13 protein-coding genes and 2 tRNA genes are annotated in these 19,102 nt (G+C 61.6%); 11 read left to right on the forward strand and 4 right to left on the reverse strand.

What is annotated here, in order from left to right:
* Positions 1–18 precede the first annotated feature (18 nt).
* Entirely contained in the window at positions 19–1,449 is a 1,431-nt protein-coding gene (locus tag E1809_RS16605; RefSeq protein ID WP_133205352.1) for a zinc-dependent metalloprotease, read from the reverse strand.
* A gap of 218 nt (positions 1,450–1,667) precedes the next feature.
* Between E1809_RS16605 and E1809_RS16610 the strand changes: the two genes are divergently transcribed.
* From E1809_RS16610 to E1809_RS16625, 4 genes are all read left to right on the forward strand, one after another.
* Positions 1,668–2,837 carry a YlbL family protein gene (locus E1809_RS16610; protein WP_374102705.1) on the forward strand — a complete coding sequence of 390 codons (1,170 nt, stop codon included), beginning with the start codon at positions 1,668–1,670 and terminating at the stop codon, positions 2,835–2,837.
* A 132-nt stretch (positions 2,838–2,969) separates the two neighbouring features.
* The gene (locus tag E1809_RS16615; protein WP_133205353.1) at positions 2,970–5,957 is read left to right on the forward strand and encodes a UPF0182 family membrane protein; all 2,988 of its coding nucleotides are present in this window, start codon (positions 2,970–2,972) and stop codon (positions 5,955–5,957) included.
* A 193-nt stretch (positions 5,958–6,150) separates the two neighbouring features.
* Positions 6,151–6,224 (forward strand) — tRNA-Met (locus tag E1809_RS16620).
* Positions 6,225–6,406: 182 nt separating this feature from the next.
* Positions 6,407–6,483 (forward strand) — tRNA-Met (locus E1809_RS16625).
* Positions 6,484–6,531: 48 nt separating this feature from the next.
* Here the strand turns inward: E1809_RS16625 and E1809_RS16630 are convergent.
* A complete protein-coding gene (locus E1809_RS16630) occupies positions 6,532–6,888 on the reverse strand; it encodes a transposase (RefSeq protein ID WP_133205354.1) in 357 nt (118 codons plus the stop codon).
* Between the two features lie 425 nt (positions 6,889–7,313).
* Here E1809_RS16630 and E1809_RS16640 point away from each other — a divergent pair, with 425 nt between their 5' ends.
* The 5 genes from E1809_RS16640 (at position 7,314) to E1809_RS16660 (ending at position 13,011) form a co-directional block, all read left to right on the forward strand.
* Positions 7,314–8,123: an ABC transporter ATP-binding protein gene (locus E1809_RS16640; protein ID WP_165962350.1), complete on the forward strand. Its 810-nt coding sequence runs from the start codon at positions 7,314–7,316 to the stop codon at positions 8,121–8,123.
* Entirely contained in the window at positions 8,120–8,407 is a 288-nt protein-coding gene (locus E1809_RS16645; RefSeq protein ID WP_133205357.1) for a hypothetical protein, read from the forward strand. The genes E1809_RS16640 and E1809_RS16645 overlap by 4 nt, the downstream gene beginning before the upstream one ends.
* Complete coding sequence (locus E1809_RS16650; RefSeq protein ID WP_133205358.1) at positions 8,407–9,915, forward strand: hypothetical protein; 1,509 nt, start codon at positions 8,407–8,409, stop codon at positions 9,913–9,915. The genes E1809_RS16645 and E1809_RS16650 overlap by 1 nt, the downstream gene beginning before the upstream one ends.
* A 986-nt stretch (positions 9,916–10,901) precedes the next feature.
* Positions 10,902–11,831, forward strand: a complete 930-nt coding sequence (locus E1809_RS16655) for a cytochrome b/b6 domain-containing protein (RefSeq protein WP_133205407.1) — start codon at positions 10,902–10,904, stop codon at positions 11,829–11,831.
* A 43-nt stretch (positions 11,832–11,874) separates the two neighbouring features.
* A complete protein-coding gene (locus E1809_RS16660; protein WP_133205359.1) occupies positions 11,875–13,011 on the forward strand; it encodes an acyl-CoA dehydrogenase family protein in 1,137 nt (378 codons plus the stop codon).
* An 81-nt stretch (positions 13,012–13,092) separates the two neighbouring features.
* Here the strand turns inward: E1809_RS16660 and E1809_RS16665 are convergent, their stop codons facing one another.
* Together E1809_RS16665 and E1809_RS16670 are read right to left on the reverse strand one after the other, a co-directional pair.
* Positions 13,093–13,881: a PspA/IM30 family protein gene (locus E1809_RS16665; protein ID WP_133205360.1), complete on the reverse strand. Its 789-nt coding sequence runs from the start codon at positions 13,879–13,881 to the stop codon at positions 13,093–13,095.
* A gap of 102 nt (positions 13,882–13,983) precedes the next feature.
* Positions 13,984–16,023 (reverse strand): TPM domain-containing protein, encoded by a 2,040-nt coding sequence (locus tag E1809_RS16670; RefSeq protein WP_133205361.1) that lies wholly within the window; start codon positions 16,021–16,023, stop codon positions 13,984–13,986.
* Positions 16,024–16,354: 331 nt separating this feature from the next.
* On the opposite strand from E1809_RS16670, the gene E1809_RS16675 reads away from it, so the two are divergent.
* Together E1809_RS16675 and E1809_RS16680 are read left to right on the forward strand one after the other, a co-directional pair.
* Entirely contained in the window at positions 16,355–18,034 is a 1,680-nt protein-coding gene (locus tag E1809_RS16675) for a S1C family serine protease (RefSeq protein WP_133205362.1), read from the forward strand.
* A 266-nt stretch (positions 18,035–18,300) separates the two neighbouring features.
* The gene (locus E1809_RS16680) at positions 18,301–19,101 is read left to right on the forward strand and encodes an electron transfer flavoprotein subunit beta/FixA family protein (RefSeq protein WP_133205363.1); all 801 of its coding nucleotides are present in this window, start codon (positions 18,301–18,303) and stop codon (positions 19,099–19,101) included.
* Position 19,102: the final 1 nt, after the last annotated feature.

Here is a 19,102-nt window from a genome sequence, read left to right on the forward strand (position 1 = left end):
GTTGCCGGGGTTGTGGGCCTAATCCTTGGGCTCGTCTGGATCCGTGCTGCCCGGGGTATCGCCGTCGTCTGATTTAGGAGCGTCCGATTCACCTTCGGTCGGCGCGTCGTAGCCGCCCTCAAGGAGCTTTTGCAGGGCGTCGTCCACTTCGCTGTCGCTGGCCTCGGCGAGGCGACGACGTTCCGTGAAGCCGGCGGGATCATCCAAGTCCTGCGCCGTCGGCAGTAGGTCGGGGTGCTGCCAGATCGCATCGCGCCCCGCGATTCCACGCTCATCCTTCAACGCGGCCCACAGGGTTGCCGCTTCGCGCAGGCGACGCGGACGAAGCTCGAGGCCCACGAGGGAGGAAAAGGCGTGTTCGGCGGGGCCGCCGGTGGCCCGGCGGCGACGCACCGTCTCACGGAGCGCGACGGCGGACGGTAGTACTTTCTCGGTGGCTGCCGCGGTGAGTTCGTCCACCCAGCCTTCAACGAGTGCCAATGCGGTCTCGAGTTTCTCCAACGCGGCAGACTGTTCGGCCGTGCGTTCGGGCATGAACACGCCTTGGGACAAGGCTTCCTGGATACCTTCGGGGTTGCCGGGATCGAGGTCGCGGGCGAGGTCTTCGACCCGTGACATGTCGATGTGGATGCCGCGGGCGTAGGCTTCGATGGCGCTCAGGAGGTGGCCCCTCAACCAAGGAACCTGGACGAACAGGCGGGCGTGCGCGGCCTCACGGACGGCCAGGAACAGCCGCACGTCGTTCTCGGGGATGCTCAGTCCTTCGCCGAACTTGGCCACGTTGGCCGGCAGCAGGGCCATTTCGAGGTCGGCGAGCGGAACGCCGATGTCAGTGGAACTGACCACTTCGCCGGACAGGGCGCCGATTGCCTGGCCCAGTTGCATTCCGAAAATGGCGCCGCCCATGTTCTGCAGCATGGAGGAGGTACCGCCCATCATTGCCTTCATTTCTTCCGGCATTTGCTGGGTGAGCGCATCCGAGAGGGCGTTCGCGATGCTGTTGGCCACAGGTTCGGTGAGCCGTTTCCACGTGGACAAGGTGGCTTCGACCCATTCGGCGCGGGACCACGCACGGCCGATCAGACCGGTTGCGTGAAGGTCGGTGAACGGGTCCAACCAAAGCTCCGCGAGGCGGAGTGCCTCGTCGACTTCGCGGGATTGCAGCGCATTGACCGACGGATCGGTGCCCGCCGCCGCGACGCGGCGCGCGTTCTCGTGTGCGAGTTGCCAATTGACGGGGCCTTCGGAGGTGGAACTCATCATGGCCTGGACCTGAGCGAACATCTGCTGCAGCATGTTCGGATCGTTCGGCAGCCCGGCGGCTTTCGCCAGCTCAGCGGGGTCGATGTTGCCCATGCCCTGCCCGCCCATCAGGTTCTTCAGCATTTCGGCCAAAGGATCCTGAGGTGAATCGTCTCCGTTGGAGGGGGTATTGGGGTTGGAGGTCATGGTACCGCCGATCGTCGATGTGACTGGTGATCACTTTCAAGGTACCGCGATGCCCGGAGGCTGTCTGCCTCAACCGCACGTCGTTCGCTATAGGCAAAGCACGCCGGACGGGCACAGCGTCGTAGGGTGGATCGTTGGTATGTTTACCGGCCTTGCGTTTTGCGATGGCCGAAACGGTAGCGTTGGACTCAAATATCCCGGCGCGGAGAGGTCTGCCATTGACTAGTTTGCCGAGCCCCGGAGCGTCCGGGGAGCCCGGACAGCCTCTCGGACCTGCACAAGTGCACGACGGCGGCCAGGAACCTGACCAGTTTCCGGCACCTCGTCCGGCACGGCGCCGCGACGGACGATACTTCGCCATGCTGGTGTCCGGTGCATTGACCCTCCTCCTCGGCATCGCGGCCGCCACACTTCCCGTGCCCTATGTAGTGGAGTCGCCCGGGCCCATTTTCAACACCCTGGGGACGGACAACAACAAACCCGTCATCACCATCACCGGCCACCAGAGCTATCCGGCCAAAGGGGAACTGGACCTGACCACCGTCTACATCAACGGCGGCCCCAATGGCCCGGTGAACATTTTCGAGGCGTTCCAAGCCTGGCTGGACAGTTCCAAAGCCGTCTACCCGGAAGAACTCCTGTATCCCAAGGGCACTACCAAGCAGCAATCCGAACAGGAAAGCGCCCTTGCCATGACCACTTCCCAGGAGAACGCGGTGGCTGCGGCACTCCAGGAGGAAAACATCCCCTACCAGCAGAAGCTGCAGGTCGCGGGCTTGTCCGATGGCTCCGCGTCGAACGGCAAACTGGAGGTTGGGGACGTGTTTACCTCGATCAACGGAAAGCCGGTCACGTCCCTTAGTGTCATCCAAAACGCGCTGGCCGACGGCGCCGGCGCCCCTGCCGCCGTCGTCGTCGACCGGAAGGGCCAGCCCGTGACGGCGACCATCACGCCCGGCAAGAGCTCAGCCGGGAAATACATTCTCGGCGTGACGCTGCAATACCAGTACACCTTCCCGTTCGACGTCAAGATTTCGCTCGACCAGGTGGGGGGACCAAGTGCCGGCATGATGTTCGCCTTGGGCATCATCGACAGCATTACTCCCGGCGACCTGACGGGCGGCAAGCACGTGGCAGGTACCGGAACCATTGCCCCGGACGGCACTGTGGGACCGATCGGCGGAATTGCCCAGAAGATGCGTGGCGCCCGGGACGGTGGCGCTACCCTCTTCCTCGCGCCGGCAGCCAATTGCAACGAGGTGGTGGGGCATGTTCCCAGCGGACTCCAAGTCGTCAAGGTGGAGACCTTGGCGGACGCCAAGTCGGCCGTGGAACGACTTGCCTCGGGGCAGGATATGTCCCGGCTTCCGACCTGCTCCAGCAACTAGACTGACGATGGAACTTAGCTCTACCGCCACTCGTGGCACATATGACGGCCCCAGCCACATGCTTCACGGTAAAGGCCGGCGAACACACGCACCGATGTCCGTTTACTGACGACTAGCTATGAGGTACCGAGTTTGTCCCGTCCAGCCAGCACCAACCCGCCCGGAAGACCGCCGCTGAGACGGGGTGCGCTGACGCCTACCCTGATCGTCGTCGCCGTCGTGGTGGTGGGATTCATTTTCTTCGCCAACGTGTGGACCGACGTCCTGTGGTACCAGCAGCTCGGCTTCATCGAGGTCTACGTCACGGAAAACCTTGCCCGGATCCTGACGTTCCTGGTGGGCTTCGCGTTGATGTTCCTCGCGGTTTTCTACGCAATCCGCGTCGCTTACCACGCAAGGCCGGTCTATGCCCCTGACTCGGAGTCCAGGGACAACATGAACCGGTACCAGGCCCAGCTCGAGCCCGTGCGGCGCGTCGTCATGATCGGCATCCCGGTGCTCTTCGGGCTTTTCGCCGGAAGTGCCGCAGCCAGCCAATGGCAAAAGATCCTGCTGTTCTTCAACCAGGTGCCGTTCGGCCAAACCGATCCCCAGTTTGGCCTGGACATCAGCTTCTACCTCATGTCCTTGCCGTTCCTTGGCTTCGTGACAGGCTTCCTCATGAGCGTCGTGGTGGTTGCGGGCATCGCCGGAATCCTGACGCACTACCTTTACGGCAGCATCCGGCTCATGGAACGGGGAATTTTCACGAGCCGATCGGCGCAGATCTTCCTCGCCGTGACAGGTGCGGTTTTCCTGTTGCTGCTCGGAGCCAACTTCTGGCTTAACGTCTACGGCACCGTTCAAAACCAAGGCGGACACTGGGCGGGTGCCCTGTACACCGACGTCAACGCCGTGATCCCCACGCAGACCATCCTGGCCGTTGCCGCGGGTCTAGTGGCTATCCTCTTCATTGTGGCCGCTGTGATAGGCCGCTGGCGCCTGCCGGTCATCGGTACGGCCATGCTGATTATCACCTCCATCCTCGCGGGCGGCGTCTACCCCTGGGTTATCCAACAGTTCCAAGTCCGTCCTTCCGAGCAGACGCTGGAAAACAAGTACATCGACCGCAACATCTCGATGACCCGGTCCGCCTACGGTTTGGACAAGATCCAGGTATCCCCGTACAACGCCACCACGGATGCCAAAACGGGGGCGCTTGCCAAGGATGCGGCGACGACTGCCAATATCCGGTTGTTGGATCCGAACCTGGTCTCCTCAGCGTTTTCCCAGTTGGAGCAGTACCGGCCCTACTATCAGTTCCCCAAGGCTCTGAACGTCGACCGTTACACCGTGAACGGCAAGACCCAGGACACCGTGATCGCGGTCCGCGAGTTGAACCAGGACGGGTTGAATGCCAGCCAGCAGACCTGGGTCAACCGCCACATCGTCTACACGCACGGTTACGGCGTCGTTGCCGCCAAGGGCAACACGGTCACCGTTGACGGAAAGCCGGACTTCCTGCTGTCCGGCATCCCGTCCATGGGTGTCCTCGGCAGCGATACGAGTTACCAACCCCGCATCTACTTCGGTGAAGATTCGCCGGACTACTCGGTGGTCGGCGCTCCGGACGGCGCTCCGCAACGTGAGCAGGACCGCCCCTCCGCCACGGACAGCACCACTGAGACGCAGTACACTTTCACGGGCAACGGTGGTCCAAGCGTCGGTAACTGGTTCAACAAGCTCCTGTACTCCATCAAGTTCCAGTCCTCGGATCTGCTGCTCTCCGACGGCGTCAATGAGAAGTCCCAGATCCTCTACGACCGCTCCCCGCGCGATCGGGTTGAAAAGGTCGCTCCGTACCTGACCGTGGATGGCAGCGCTTATCCCGCGGTGATTGACGGCCGGGTGAAGTGGATTGTGGACGGTTACACCACCAGCCAGTACTTCCCTTATTCGCAGCAGCAGCAACTGCAAACCGCTACCGCTGACTCGCAGACGACCTCCGGTCGCACTGCGGCCCTGCCGAACAACTCCATCAACTACATCAGAAACTCAGTCAAGGCCACTGTTGACGCCTATGACGGCTCAGTGACGCTGTACGCATGGGATGACCAAGACCCCATCCTGAAATCGTGGCAGAAGATTTTCCCTAGCACGATCAAACCGATCTCTGAGATGTCCGGACAGCTGATGAGCCACGTGCGGTATCCAGAGGACCTCTTCAAGGTCCAGCAGGAACTGCTTGGACGCTATCACGTGACCAATGCGGACAGCTTCTACCAGAACAACGACGCATGGAGCGTCCCGAACGATCCGACTGTCACGGATCCCGTCCGGCAACCTCCGTACTACCTGTCCTTGCAGATGCCTGACCAGAGCAAGCCCGCGTTCCAGCTGACGTCCTCCTTTATCCCGCAGGTGGTCAACGGGAATGCTCGGAATATCCTGTACGGATTCCTCGCGGCCGATTCCGACGCCGGTAGCCAGAAGGGGGTGAAGGCGGACTCGTATGGCCAGTTGCGATTACTCCAGTTGCCCACGGATACCCAAGTACCGGGCCCTGGCCAGGCGCAGAACAAGTTCAACTCCGATCCTGATGTCTCCCAGCAACTCAACCTGCTCAGACAGGGAGCCTCCGATGTGCTTAACGGCAACCTTCTGACGCTTCCCGTTGGTGGTGGCCTGCTGTATGTGCAGCCGGTGTATGTGAAGTCAACGGGTGAAACGTCCTATCCAACGCTTCAGCGAGTCCTCGTGGCCTTTGGCGACAAGGTAGGTTTCGCCTCCACGCTCGATGCCGCGCTGAAGATCCTCTTCGGTGGCGACTCCGGTGCCTCGGCAGGAGACTCGGCGAACAATGGACAGACTCAGGCGACGCCTGGAGGAACTCCGCCCGCCACGGCGGATGCCCAAGCCCAATTGAAGGCCGCGCTGGACCAAGCCAATAAGGCAATCCAGGACGGCCAGGCCGCCCTGGCCAAGGGTGACTTCGCTGGTTACGGCACCCAGCAGTCGATATTGAACAACGCCATCCAACAGGCGCTCAACGCCGAGGCTCGGCTAGGCGTCGCTCCGGCACCTGCGCCGTCGGCAAGTGCCACGCCGTCACCGACGGCGTCTCCGTCACCGAGCAAATAGGCGGACCATCGAGAACCTCGGCAGGCTTCGGCCGTACCGGGATTGCTTGAACGAAGGCCGGGTCAGTCCATCACAAATGGGCTGGCCCGGCCTTCGTTTGTGAGGAGCGGCTTGGCCCCGACTGCACGGAGACGGAGATCACGTCGTTTGGATTTGGCCTGCCATTCACCGGCAGGTAAAGTAGTAGGTGCGACGCGGGGTGGAGCAGTTCGGTAGCTCGCTGGGCTCATAACCCAGAGGTCACAGGTTCAAATCCTGTCCCCGCAACTGGAGAAAAAGGTCCGGCACAGTGGAAACATTGTGCCGGACCTATTTGTTTTTCCCTCGGTGTTTTCGCCCGGTGTTTTCGTCCTTGGGATCTCCGCTGGGCGCTAACCCACCAATGTGCCGGATGCCACATTCGTTATGTCCTGAGAGTCGCTCGGCATGCGGTAGAGTTGATTCATCGCCGCGGGGTGGAGCAGTTCGGTAGCTCGCTGGGCTCATAACCCAGAGGTCACAGGTTCAAATCCTGTCCCCGCAACCAAAAGGCAAAGAGTCCGTCCGTATGGATGGGCTCTTTTGCTTTTCCCACTTATCCACTCGGCCAAAGTGGCTCTGGGCCACCCAGCAGCTCGGTGAAGATCCTGCCCCAGGTGCCGTCGCTCCTGTACCTGTTCTCCCGCTTCCAGACCGTCTGCCAGGGGCCGAATTCGGCCGGCAGATCACGCCACGCCAAATCGTGCTGATACCGGTAAATCATGCCCTCAACTACCCGTCGATCGTCGCGGAACGGACGGCCCCGGCAACCGGCAGAAGAGGGAAGCAATGGTTGAATGCGGTCCCATTGTCCGTCTGTCAGAACAGAGGTAGATGACATGGTCCAATCGTCCCTGATCACCGGCGACGATTTAGGAGACACGCCTAGGTGTAAACCCCAATAAACACTCATGTCCGGCCTAAAGCACACCTAGAAGCGGCATTTCACACCTAATTTGGGTGCCTTTTCGCAGCTCTGAGCTCCTGGACGGGACATGGCGGGATTACTTTCTTAGACGGGGGAACCACATATGGTGGTTGAAGTTTTCCCCTGTCAGTTCAAGGAAACAGGAGGAAGTAATGCAGAAAGTCGGAACGATGTTGCTAACAGCGCCGGTGCAGATGCGACAGCAGGCGGTGAGCCTCATCGGACCCCGCCAAAACGACGCCGTTTGGTTCCTGGTCGTTATCCCAATCGCGGCCATCCTTTTCATGGGATTGGTCGGGGCCTGGTTCTGGTATTGCCAGCAGCGCGGAGCTTGGCCCGCAATGGATATGCCGAGTTGGGAATCCGGGGGTACCTGGAAGCTCTACTGCAAGGCTTAGAGCCCAATAAAGGTGAATGAACCATTGAATTCTTTGTATTTCACCTGCAGGGTCGAGGAGCTCGCAAAAGACTATGGAAAGGTGCAGGCCGTGCGAAACATCTCGTTCGACCTCGTGCCTGGGGAAGTCTTCGGTCTCCTCGGCCCCAACGGGTCGGGCAAATCAACGATCCTCCACATCCTCACGGGGTTGCTGGATGCAAACCGGGGCAGCGTCGAAGTAAATGGCGTTTGTATTAAGGACAAGGATTCCCGGCAATGGATTGGGTTCGCGCCCGATGACCTACCGTTGCCCGTGTCCTTGACGGCTGTCGAATACCTGAACCTTCACCATCGGCTTCGGAAGCGGGATGACCGGAAGGTTGCCATCCGTTTGGCCGAAGCGCTAGGCCTCTCTGGCGCTCTCGGGCGATCTATCAGCAGCTATTCACATGGAATGAAGCGGAAGCTGCAATTGATTGCGGCCGTTATGCATTCCCCTGACTTACTGATTCTCGATGAGCCGTTTCGCGGCCTCGACCCCGAGGCATCCTCCGTGCTTCGGGATCTACTGCGAATTTTCACCGGTGCCGGTGGTTCTGTGCTAATTGCCACACATGACATGCTGCGAGCTGAGCTCGACTGCGATCGAGTAATGATCCTCTATAACGGTGAACAAGCGGCCTTGGGCAGCCCGTCTGCGCTGCGCGAAGCGTATGGAGGCCTTGCATCGCTGGAGGACGTATTCCTTCAAGCAACGAAACTTGACGAGTTTCAGGTCCGACGCCGGGAACAGCTACGGGCAGCGCTCAGCTTTGACCAACATGGGGAGGAGCTTAGATGAACAAGACTTCAAGACTTATCGCGGCGGCAATTGGTGGACTCGGTGCGGGATTCGCTATTGCGTTTATCCTGTGCGTAGCCACCAGTGTGGTTGCCATTTCAACGGACGCCACGGCCACCCTGCCTGGCCTTTTCACCGCAACTGCTGGGAGTGAGAACGGTGCGCTAGCTCTGGAGTTCAAACCCAGCTTTCTCGGAATTGCCGCGGTCGTTTGCTTGACTGCATTGATTAATGTCCTGGTCGCTATGCGAGGCGGCAATCACGGATCCTCGGGTCACCGCTGATGAGCTCCGTAATCACGGTCGCCCGATTCACTCTGACAGCCTGGACGCGGGAGACAGCCGGGCAGCTCCGGCTTCCCGGTTCTACCGTCAAAGTGTTCGCTGCTCTGTCTGTTGTCGGGGCAGTAGCTTTTGGCACAATTCTTGCGTTGATGGTCTCGGGCACCGAAGGAGCACTGCAGCTCACTCTAACGCCCGGATCGCTTTCCTTCATGCTGGGCGGCTCGTTCCTGACGATCGCGTTTCTCACTACATTGTTTTCGGTCCTCGGCCCTTCTCGAAACTGCCTAGCGACCGTGCTGGAGATGCTGCCCGTTTCTCGGCGGGCAGTCTTCGTTGGATTGCAGATCCCGGTCTTGGCTTTGTCCTATATTCTGTCCTTCAGCCTTTGCATCCCGTCGCTCGCCGTTTTGTGGCGTAGCAAGGTTGATTGGTGGTCGGCTGCCGTCGCATCAATTCTTCTTGTGGCTTTCCTAGCCTCCGCCCAGTTGCTGATCTTGACGCTGTTCCAAAGTCTTGGTTTTGGGTTCAGGCGTTGGCTTCGGCTGCCCCGCTACTATGCCTCCAGTTTCGCGGGAGTTTGCTGTTTTGCAGCTAGCATTCTGCTGGTCTGGGTCGATGCCCTGCCCCTGCCGGAGAGTATGGCTGATACGGTCGAAGCCCCCCGTAATTTTGCAATGCATCGCGTTTGGGGGCGGACACTTGCCCCGTTGTGGACCGGGGTCCCTCTTTGGTGGCTTGACTTCGTATTGGCCTTGCTTTGGCTCGTGATTCCGCTGGGTCTGATGCTTCTCGTAGCCCGTCTTGACGTCGACAATCAGGAGGATGTGACGCTCCGGCTTTTCGCCAACGCTCCATTTCCCCGGAACCATATTCTTGCTGCGGCATACATTGACGGAATGCAATTACTGCGGAGTCACCAATTCATGGTGTTGGTTCTCCTATTAGCGATCGGGCTAGGCGGTGTCGTTACCTTGGGCAGCCAGCCTGATCTCAGACTCTTCGCAGCGGCGGCGGCACCGAGTCTAGCTATAGCCCCCTGTTTCATCGGCATGCAGTCCTATGGGCTGACAAGTCGAACCCATTGGCTCCAACGCCACCTCACTGCGCGTGCAAATGCGTGGGCGGCACCAAAAATCATTGCGTGTGCAACGATCTCGTTTGCGATTGGCGTTCTATTTGTCGGAGCGTTGTTCGCTGCGGGTCTTCTCACAGCCGAGCAATGGCCCCGTCTCATACCCGATGCCGTCCTGGCCTGGACCGCTGCCATGATTGGAGGAGTCCTCGTTCCGTTCAGTCGGGAGCAGCCTTTGGCTAGCGGTGCCACGGGCTTCACCATATTCCTTATCTACTGCGCTTCATCTTCTGCAGCACGGTGGGCGGGGGCGCAGCTCGGAAAGCAATTCGGCGATGTAGCCTACCTCGGAGAAGCCATCGCCAGCGTGCCTATCGGACTCATCCAAGCTCTGGCTCTAGGACTTGTCGTGATGCGTGTTTCCAAGGATGTTTGACCGCATCGCCGGGTGGACCGTGCTTCGCCCGGTTGACGGTATTGTCCAGCAGAATGGAATGTGGGACTACCCGCCTCTAGGAATATCCATTCCCGCCCCTCCGCTGCTACTCACGCCGGACAGCTGCCCCGAGGCATTTGTACGCGCGCGCGAGGCGGTCGATCTTGGCCTAGCGTCGGCTCGACGATCTGGCCGGTGCAATCTTCTGGGCAAATTGCTCCGAACTGATGCTCTGCCCGCGACTGAATCGATTGTTGTGCCTTCCGGCAAAGGGCCTTCACAAGCCCGGGTGCTAGTAATGATGCTCAGAAGTCTGGGGTGGCCTCTCGTGCTCACAGCTGCAGTCTGGTGTGGAATGGAGGTCGCCGGTCTGCGCGTCCTTGCCTTGCTGTGTTCGTTAGTCTTTTTTGTCCTCGTGTCACTTATTTTGCACGAACTTGGACACATCCTGGTCTTCCGGTTCTATGCGCCGGCTACCCCTGCTCTATTCACAGTCCGCGCAGGGAGGTTCCGGTTCATTCGATGCTCTCTGCCGAGGCATCAAGACCTCACGGTAACGATCGCGGGCCCGATTGGAGCGTTCTTCCTGCCAGCTTTGCTGGTACCTCTCCATCATTGGATACCCATCCCGTTCTGGACCTCAATGGTGGTGGCGGTGTCGCATCTTGCCTTGTTGCTCCGCAACGATGGCGACGGACAAATGCTGCGCGAGGCACTGAGGCAGGGCCCGCTGGACCGCTCCGTAGCAAATACTAGGATTTCCTAGTATTCTCGTCTCAACGCGAGTTCATCCGCATCGAGGGAGCTGTTGAATGAAGAACGCCATGCTCGTCAAGCACGTGCAGGGCCCGGCTGAACGGTGCAAAACCCGCCTCACAATGGCCCGATGCAACTGACGGCGTAACAGGCTTTGGCCGGTTCAGCCCGAAGCCTGTTAGCTTGATGCGTCCGTGATTGCAAAGTTCCTCCGAGAGGTGTCTGAGAAGATGTCCACCCCCGCCAAAAAGTCGACGGCTGCCAGAAGCAAATGGTCCCAACCCCTCTGGGTGGTTCCAGGCGTGCTGATTGTGCTTTTGCTCATTGTCTTGTTGGCCAAATGGTTGACCGGCTTGTCGGGAGTGCAATCGTTCCTGCATGACTATCCGGGTGCGTCAAGCCTGCCGGACAATGCTCCCGTCGGGTTTCCGGCCTGGCTTGGCTGGCAGCATTTCCTGAATGTCTTCTTCATGGTGCTGATCGTCCGCTCAGGATGGCAGGTGCGTACGGCCAAGAGGCCTCCTGCCATGTGGACCCGGAACAACAAGGGCTTCATCCGTACCAAGGGTGCCCCGACCAAGATCAGCCTGGATCTCTGGTTTCACCTGACCCTGGACGCTCTCTGGGTACTGAACGGCATTATCTTCCTCATCGTGATCTTTGCGACCGGCCAGTGGATGCGGATCATCCCCACCAATTGGGATGTCTTCCCGAACGCCATTTCTGCAGCACTCCAGTACGCCTCGTTGAATTGGCCTACCGAGGACGGTTGGGTCAACTACAACGCCCTGCAGCTCCTGACCTACTTCGTCACCGTCTTCATTGCCGCCCCGCTTGCCATCCTCACGGGCCTTCGCACCTCGTCGGCTTGGCCAAAGAAGGCGGCGGTCAACAAGTTCTATCCCATCGAGTGGGCCCGGGCGGTGCACTTCCCCACGATGGTGTACTTCGTGCTGTTCACCATCGTGCATGTCACCCTGGTCCTCGCCACAGGGGCCCTGAGGAACCTCAACCACATGTACGGCAGCAGCGACGACATCAACTGGGTGGGCTTCGCGATTTTCGCGGTGTCTCTCCTGGTGATTGTCGGCGCGTGGTTCCTTGCCAGGCCGTTGTTCCTCCGCCCTGTCGCTTCGTTGATGGGGAAAGTCAGCAAGTAAACGCATAACCATGAGGCCGGACAACCCGGCAGAAGGAGTGCCAATGTTTGAGCTCACAGAGGACCAGCAAGCGATGGTGGAGATGGTGCGTGACTTCGCCGCCAAGGCCATCGCGCCGCACTCCGCCGAGTGGGACGAGACCAAGCACTTTCCCGTGGATGTCCTTCGCGAGGCCGGCACTCTTGGCATGGGCAGTATCTATGTCAGCGAGGAGTTCGGCGGTTCGGGGCTCACGCGTTCGGACGCCGCGCTGATTTTTGAGGAACTGTCCAAGGCCGACCCCACCATCGCGGCTTACATTTCCATCCACAACATGGTGGTGTGGATGATCGACGCCTTCGGAAACGATCAACAGCGGGCGCAGTGGGTTCCGCAACTTGCCGCCATGGAGGAATTGGGCAGCTATTGCCTCACGGAACCGGGAGCGGGTTCCGACGCCGCCGCGCTGAGCACCAAGGCAGTGCTCGACGGCGACAATTACGTTCTCAACGGGACCAAACAGTTCATTTCGGGCGCCGGAGTCTCCAGCTTGTATGTGGTGATGGCCCGGACATCGGACACGGGCAGCCACGGAATCACGGCGATCGTTGTGCCGGCAGACTCGCCCGGCCTCTCGTTCGGCCCCAACGAAAAGAAGATGGGCTGGAACGCCCAACCTACCCGCCAAGTCATCTTCAAGGACGTGCGCGTCCCCGTGGCGAACCGGCTCGGCGAGGAAGGCAGCGGTTTCGGCATTGCGATGAAAGGCCTCAACGGCGGGCGGGTGAATATGGGGGCTTGCTCACTCGGGGGTGGCCAAGCGGCCTTGGACAAGTCCATCGCGTACCTTAAATCACGCTCGGCTTTCGGCGGCCCTCTCATCAACCAGCAGTCCCTGCTGTTTGATATTGCGGACATGGACACGGAACTCGAGACCGCACGGACGCTGGTCATGCGCGCGGCAGACGCCTTGGACAGGGGCGCCCCGGATACGGTGAGGCTCTGTGCCATGGCGAAGCGAGTGGCCACGGACGCCGGATTCAATGTGGCGAACAAAGCCATCCAGCTGCACGGCGGCTATGGGTACTTGTCCGAGTACGGCCTTGAGAAGATCGCCAGGGATTTGCGGGTCCATCAGATTCTCGAAGGCAGCAACGAGATCATGCGACTAATTATCGGCAGGCTAGCGGTAGGGGCATAAAGGCTGCACGCCCGAACAGCACCAGAAACAAGGATGGCCGGACCCGTACGGGTCCGGCCATCCTTTCGTTGCGGCTGTTTGTCAGAGCTTGTCGAAGTCCGATTCGTCGATGGTATCTTCGGCCGGTGCGGCACTGCCTGCACCGATCGCGGCCTTCGATCCGCCGGACTTGAGGGCGGCCAGGCGGGCTTCGATCTCGGTCTGTTCGCCGAGGTCTTCGAGCTGGTTGAACTGGGCGTCCAAGCTGGAGGCGGCGAGCTCCTGCTGGCCCAGCACCTTGGCCTCCTCACGCCGGATCTTCTCTTCGAAGCGGCCAACCTCGCTGGTGGGATCCATGATGTCGATGCTCTTGAGGGCGTCATGCACCTGCGTCTGGGCGGCAACGGTCTTCGAACGGGCCACCAACTCGTTGCGCTTGCTGGTGAGCTCGTTGAGCTTGCCCTTCATTTGGTCGAGGCCGCCCTTGAGCTTCTCGACCACTTCGCTCTGCGATGCGATGTTCGGTTCGGCGGCTTTGGCTTCATTCTCGGCCGACATCTGCCGCTGGATGGCCACCTTGGCAAGGTTGTCGAACTTCGTGGCGTCCGCCGCGTTACCGGAAGCACGGTACTCATCAGCTTTGCGCGAGGCTGCGAGGGCCTTGTTGCCCCAGTCCTGGGCGTTCTTGAGGTCTTCGTTGTAGTCGGCTTGGAGCATCCGGAGGTTGCCGATGGTCTGCGCCACGGCGGATTCGGCCTCGGCAATGTTGTTCGAGTAGTCGCGGACCATCTGGTCCAGCATTTTCTGCGGGTCTTCTGCTTGGTCGAGCAAGGCATTGATGTTCGCCTTGGCGAGCTGGGCGATCCGCCCGAAAATGGACTGCTTAACCATGGTGTTGCCTTTCGTCCTGCTCAGTGGTGCCCACTGAATCCAGTGATCAGTTCTTGTACCGCTTCTCCGTCGGGACAGATCCCGGCGGAGTGTTGCTTCGAGCTAGAAGCTCCCGTCTCCGCCGGAGTCGCCGCCCCAGCCTCCGCCGCCGTCGCCGCCGAAGAAGCCTCCGCCTCCACCGCCGTCGCCACCGAAGAACCCTCCTCCGCCGCCGTCGTTGTTTCCGCCGCCCCAGCCGCCACCGCCGCCGTGAAGGATCGAGTTGATGAGGATGCCGCCGAGGATCGCGCCGCCGAGGCCCCCGCCGTTTCCGCCGCCCCCGAACATTCCGCCGCGGCCGTAGCCTTGGTTGGCGAAGCCGCCGAACTGGTCGACGTCGGACTGTGCCAGTTGCACGGCCTGCGACGCGAGTGCTTGGGCCTGCTGGGCGTAGGTCAAGGCAGTGACAGGATCATTGCGGGAGATCGAGAGCGCGTAGTCGAGATTGCGTTGGGCTTCGGCGAGGCGTGTGCGCGCCTCCGGTCCCACGCCGCCGCGCCGTGCCGCGATGTAGTCCGATGTGGCACTGATCTGGGACTGCGCAGCCATGATGGCTTGCTGCAGGGAGGCCTGTGCGCGCCGGGCCTGTTCTTGCTGGTCGCGAATGCCCGTGAGGGACTGGTCCAAGGCCTGGTGGGCTTTTTCCACCCGATCCAGGGTGGAGATGGGATCGATCTTCCCGCTTTGCATCTCGGCCTTGACCTGGGCCAACGCGGTTTCGACGCCGGCTACCGGTCCGGCGAGTTCCGGATGCCCGCCGGACTGGATCATCGCCTTGGCCTGTGCGAGGTCCTGGCTGGTTTCCACGACGGCGTTCTCCAGCGAAGTCCGGGCGTCGTCAAGGCTGGACGCCACCTTTGAGATGGCATCGAGCAGCACGTTCGTCTGGTGCAGTCCTTCTTCGGCGGCGCGGACTGCCACCGCAGCCAAGCTGTTCTCGCCGTTGCCGAGCTTTTCCTGTGCCGTGCTTGCTGCGTTCTGGACGAACGCCAGCCGGTCCTTGGCCTGCGTGATGTTGTCGCTGACATGGCCGAGCGCGCTGTCCGCGTATTTCGCGCGGAGGTCATTGAGGGATTGCTCGGCGTTGCTGATCTTGGCTCCGGCTTCGGTAGCTCCGGCCGCAACGGCAGCCAGTGCTTGCGGCGCATTCTTCTCGAGCTCGCGCAAAGAGTCGAAGTCGGCTTTTTGCTCCCGCAGGGATTCGAGGGCAGCGTTCGAGCGGCGGATGATTTCGCCGAGCCAACTGCGTTGCTGCTGTTCGGTATCCGGAATGTGGTCATCAAGCTGCTGCTGCAGCTTGAAGGACTCGGTCATGTGGTTCTTGGCTTCCGCCAAGGCTTTGGTGAAGTTTCCGACCGCGGCATCGCCGTACTGCGCCTGGGCGAAGCCGAGTTCCTGCTCGCTGGACTTGATGGAATCGTCGGCCTCGATCAGCAGGGTGCCGGCTTTGCGGCGAAGTTCTTCGGTGCTCAGTCCGGCCAGGGGATCGGCTTGTTCGGCCTGCCGGCTTCCGCCTGCGCCCGCAGTGACGCTCTTTCGGCGGTTGCGGAAGTAGAGGTAGGTGCCGACGCCGCCGGCCGCCACAACCGCGGCGCCAACGAGCACTGCAACGCCCGCACCGGAACCCTGGGTGTCGCCTATGGCCTTTGCTGCGTCGATGACCGCTTGGTCGTAGTTCTTCTTGCCTTGTACCAGGTTCGCGAGGACAGCCTTGTTAAGGATGTCGTTTCGCTGGGAATCGCTGATCTTGCTGCCCGGCCCCCGGGTGATGTTCACTTTGCCATCGTTCGTGGCGATGGCCAGCAGGACGTCGTTGGATCCGAAGGACTTCTTCTTAGCCACGGCGTTGCCCCAATCGGTGGGCGTGCTCGGGTTGGTGAAGGACGGGACCGTCACGACGTACAGGTTGAACTGGTGTTGGCTATACAGGGACGAGATGGCGTTTTGGACCGCGCCCTTGTCCTGCAGGACGCCGGCGTCGTCAGTGATGTTCTGGCCGGATGGAATGGTCACCGGATCTGTTGCCCATGCTGATGCGGCGGGGAACGCCAGCACAGCAGCCAAGCCGATGACGGCGAATACACGTTTCAACATTGACCGCATGTGCAACCCTTCAGCACGTCTGCGATTGGTCCAGGCCGGAGCAATCGAAACAGAATGCATCAGCGCCCCCACGCATGGTTTTCAAGCCGCAGGTCGCTGTGGCAATTCCACTTGATACTATGGTGCACCTTTTGGCTCGTCCACAGCAGCAAATATGCCGCCAGCGAAACGGGGAGAGAACCACCGTTCCCAAGCGTTGAGGGGGCTAGCCGGTCCGTTCGAGGCGCCGCGACAGTCTCGACGACGGCGTTCAGCAAGCTCCCAGCGAACGTCGACTTTTGATCCAGCAAGAGTGGCCATAGTTAAAGGGACGAGGATGAAAGGAAGTCCCATGACGGAGAACCCAGCACAGGGCGCCGCACCGGAGAACAACGGCCCCCACAACTATGGTCCGGAGAACGCCGGTGCCGGGGAGGCGGGCAAGCAGGCCAACTCCCAGCCTACGGCCCCGCTGCCGGCCTACCAGCCGGGTCAGGACTTCGCCCCGCAATCCGAGCCGGCTCCCTGGGGCAATGCGACGGGCGGGAATGCCACGGAGCAGATCTACACCCAGGACAACGGTTCCCAGCAAAGCGGCCCACAACAAGGCGGCTCGCACCAAGTTGCTCCGCAATACGGCGTGCGGCACCCTGCGGGGACCGGCCATCACGCGGAACCGCAGCGTCCCGATTATCCCGCGGGCCAGGGCCACCCGTACCCGCAGCACCAGCCGTTCTACGGCGCGCAGAACCCCTCGCAGCACTATGGCGGCCAGCAGTACGGCAACCCAGGCGGCCCGGCGGCGACCCCCAAGCGCAAGCCGGTCTTCGGCGTCGGGACCCTGGTGGCGAGCATCCTCGCGGCCGGACTCGTCGGTGGCGGCGTTGTGGCGGCGGGCGACCAGTTGTTCAACAACCGGACTCCCGTGGCAGCCAGCAGCAACCAGGCCGGCACCGTGATCGTGAACAACACGGATAGCGTCAATGCCGTCACTGCAGCGGCCGCGAAGGCTTCGCCCAGCGTCGTGACGATCTCCGCGACCAGCGGAAGCGAGGCCGGTACGGGCTCGGGCATCATCCTCGACGACCAAGGCCACATCCTGACCAACACGCACGTTGTCACCCTTGACGGCGCCAGCGCCAACGCAGCCCTCGAAGTCCGGACCAGCGACGGACGCGTCCTGACGGCGACAGTCGTGGGAACCGATCCGTTGTCCGACCTCGCGGTCATCAAGGTGGATAATGCCTCGGGCCTCGTGCCGGCAACCCTCGGCGACTCGAGCAAGATCAACGTGGGGGACAACGCCGTGGCAATCGGCGCCCCGCTTGGCCTCCCGGGCACGGTGACGGACGGTATCATCTCTACGCTCAACCGCACCATCAGCGTGGCCTCCTCAGCCGTTCCGAACGGCGGCTCGGACAACTCGCAGGGCGGCGGCCAGGGCGGCTTCGAATTCGCCCCGCCGAACGGCGGCCAGAGCCAGAGCCAGCGCAGCACTGCCCAGGGTACGGTATCGCTCAACGTGATCCAGACCGATGCGGCCATCAACCCGGGCAACTCCGGCGGCGCGCTGGTCAACACCAAGGGCGAGATCATCGGCGTCAACGTGGCGATTGCATCGGCCGGAAGCAGCAGCGCCTCGTCCTCGTCCAGCGGGAACATCGGCGTGGGCTTCAGCATCCCCATCAACAACGCCAAGCGCGTGGCTGATGAACTGATCAAGAACGGCAAGGCAACCCACGGACAGTTCGGGGTCAGCGTGCAGGCCAAGTCCGCAACCGGAAGCAGCACCTCGGGCTTCTCGGTGGGTGCGCAGGTAGCCAGCGTGACCGCGGGCTCCGCAGCCGACAAGGCCGGCGTCAAGGTGGGCGACGTCGTCACCCAGTTCGCCGGCATGGCCATCACCGATCCTGAGCAGCTGACCGCAGCGGTCCGCGAACAGCCGGCGGGCGCCACGGTCAAGGTGACCGTCCAGCGCGGAGGCCAGTCGCAGGAGCTCGACGTCACCTTGGACGCAGCGCCTGCCAGCTGACGGGCTCGGATAACCGGATTGAAAGCAGGACGACGGCGGGCGGCACAGTGCGGCCCGCCGTCGTCGTGCGTTGCACGTTGTGCGCGAAGGAGCTGGAAGCGGCGGTTCCGTGAAACAGGAGTTAATGCGGGAAGGCGCCGTTGTTCGACTTGTGGCGCAATATGCTTAGCTAGGACGAGCCGATACTCTGGGCACTCTTGGCCACGCCGCCAGCTGCTGGCCATCCCCGAGTATGTAAGGCCGCCTCGAACACAGTGGGAGATACATTGAAGATTGTTGTTCTGGTCAAGCACGTCCCGGACGCGCAGTTCGACCGACACCTCACCGGCCCAGGCAACACGACGGACCGCGACGAGAGCATCCTCTCCGAGCTGGACGAGTACGCCCTTGAAGCCGCCCTGCAGATCAGCGAGGCCCGCGGAGGAGCCAAGGCCGGCAACGAAGTCATCGCCTTGAGCATGGGTCCCGCCGGCGCGGTGAACGCTGTCAAGAAGTCCTTGCAGATCGGCGCTTCCTCGGGTGCGCACTTGAGCGACGACGCCCTGGCCGGTTCCGATGCCGCAGCCACATCCCTCGCCCTTGCCGCGGCGATCCGGCACCTCGGCGCCGACTCGCCGGTGGACCTGGTCCTGACCGGCATGGCTTCGACCGACGGCGAAACGTCCTTGGTGCCGGCGCAGCTCGCCGAGCGCCTCGGCCTCCCGCAGGTAACTTTCGCTTCCTCCCTCGACGTTGATGGCGATCGCGTCGTGGCACGCCGAGACGGCGACGCCCACGCTGAAACCATCGAGGCGACGCTGCCGGCACTGGTCTCGGTGACGGACCAGATCAATGAGCCGCGGTACCCCAACTTCAAGGGAATCCTCGCCGCCAAGAAGAAGAAGATCGCTTCCCTGAGCCTGGCCGACATCGGCGTCGATGCGTCCCAGGTCGGCGCGGCCGGTTCCTGGACCGCCGTCGAGACCGCGGAAGCCCGTCCGCCGCGCACGGCAGGCACCATCATCACTGACGAAGGCGACGCCGGCATCAAGCTGGTTGACTTCCTCGCCGCCCAGAAGCTGCTCTAAG

This window comes from Arthrobacter terricola (genome assembly GCF_004354015.1).
GTDB lineage: Bacteria > Actinomycetota > Actinomycetes > Actinomycetales > Micrococcaceae > Arthrobacter > Arthrobacter terricola.

What these genes read in the sequence shown, in the direction of transcription:
- E1809_RS16605 (WP_133205352.1), bottom strand. Translation starts at nt 1,449, where the DNA reads ATGACCTCCAACCCCAATACCCCCTCCAACGGAGACGATTCACCTCAG.
- E1809_RS16665 (WP_133205360.1), bottom strand. Translation starts at nt 13,881, where the DNA reads ATGGTTAAGCAGTCCATTTTCGGGCGGATCGCCCAGCTCGCCAAGGCG.
- E1809_RS16630 (WP_133205354.1), bottom strand. Translation starts at nt 6,888, where the DNA reads ATGAGTGTTTATTGGGGTTTACACCTAGGCGTGTCTCCTAAATCGTCG.
- E1809_RS16655 (WP_133205407.1), top strand. Translation starts at nt 10,902, where the DNA reads ATGTCCACCCCCGCCAAAAAGTCGACGGCTGCCAGAAGCAAATGGTCC.
- E1809_RS16650 (WP_133205358.1), top strand. Translation starts at nt 8,407, where the DNA reads ATGAGCTCCGTAATCACGGTCGCCCGATTCACTCTGACAGCCTGGACG.
- E1809_RS16660 (WP_133205359.1), top strand. Translation starts at nt 11,875, where the DNA reads ATGTTTGAGCTCACAGAGGACCAGCAAGCGATGGTGGAGATGGTGCGT.
- E1809_RS16675 (WP_133205362.1), top strand. Translation starts at nt 16,355, where the DNA reads ATGACGGAGAACCCAGCACAGGGCGCCGCACCGGAGAACAACGGCCCC.
- E1809_RS16670 (WP_133205361.1), bottom strand. Translation starts at nt 16,023, where the DNA reads ATGCGGTCAATGTTGAAACGTGTATTCGCCGTCATCGGCTTGGCTGCT.
- E1809_RS16645 (WP_133205357.1), top strand. Translation starts at nt 8,120, where the DNA reads ATGAACAAGACTTCAAGACTTATCGCGGCGGCAATTGGTGGACTCGGT.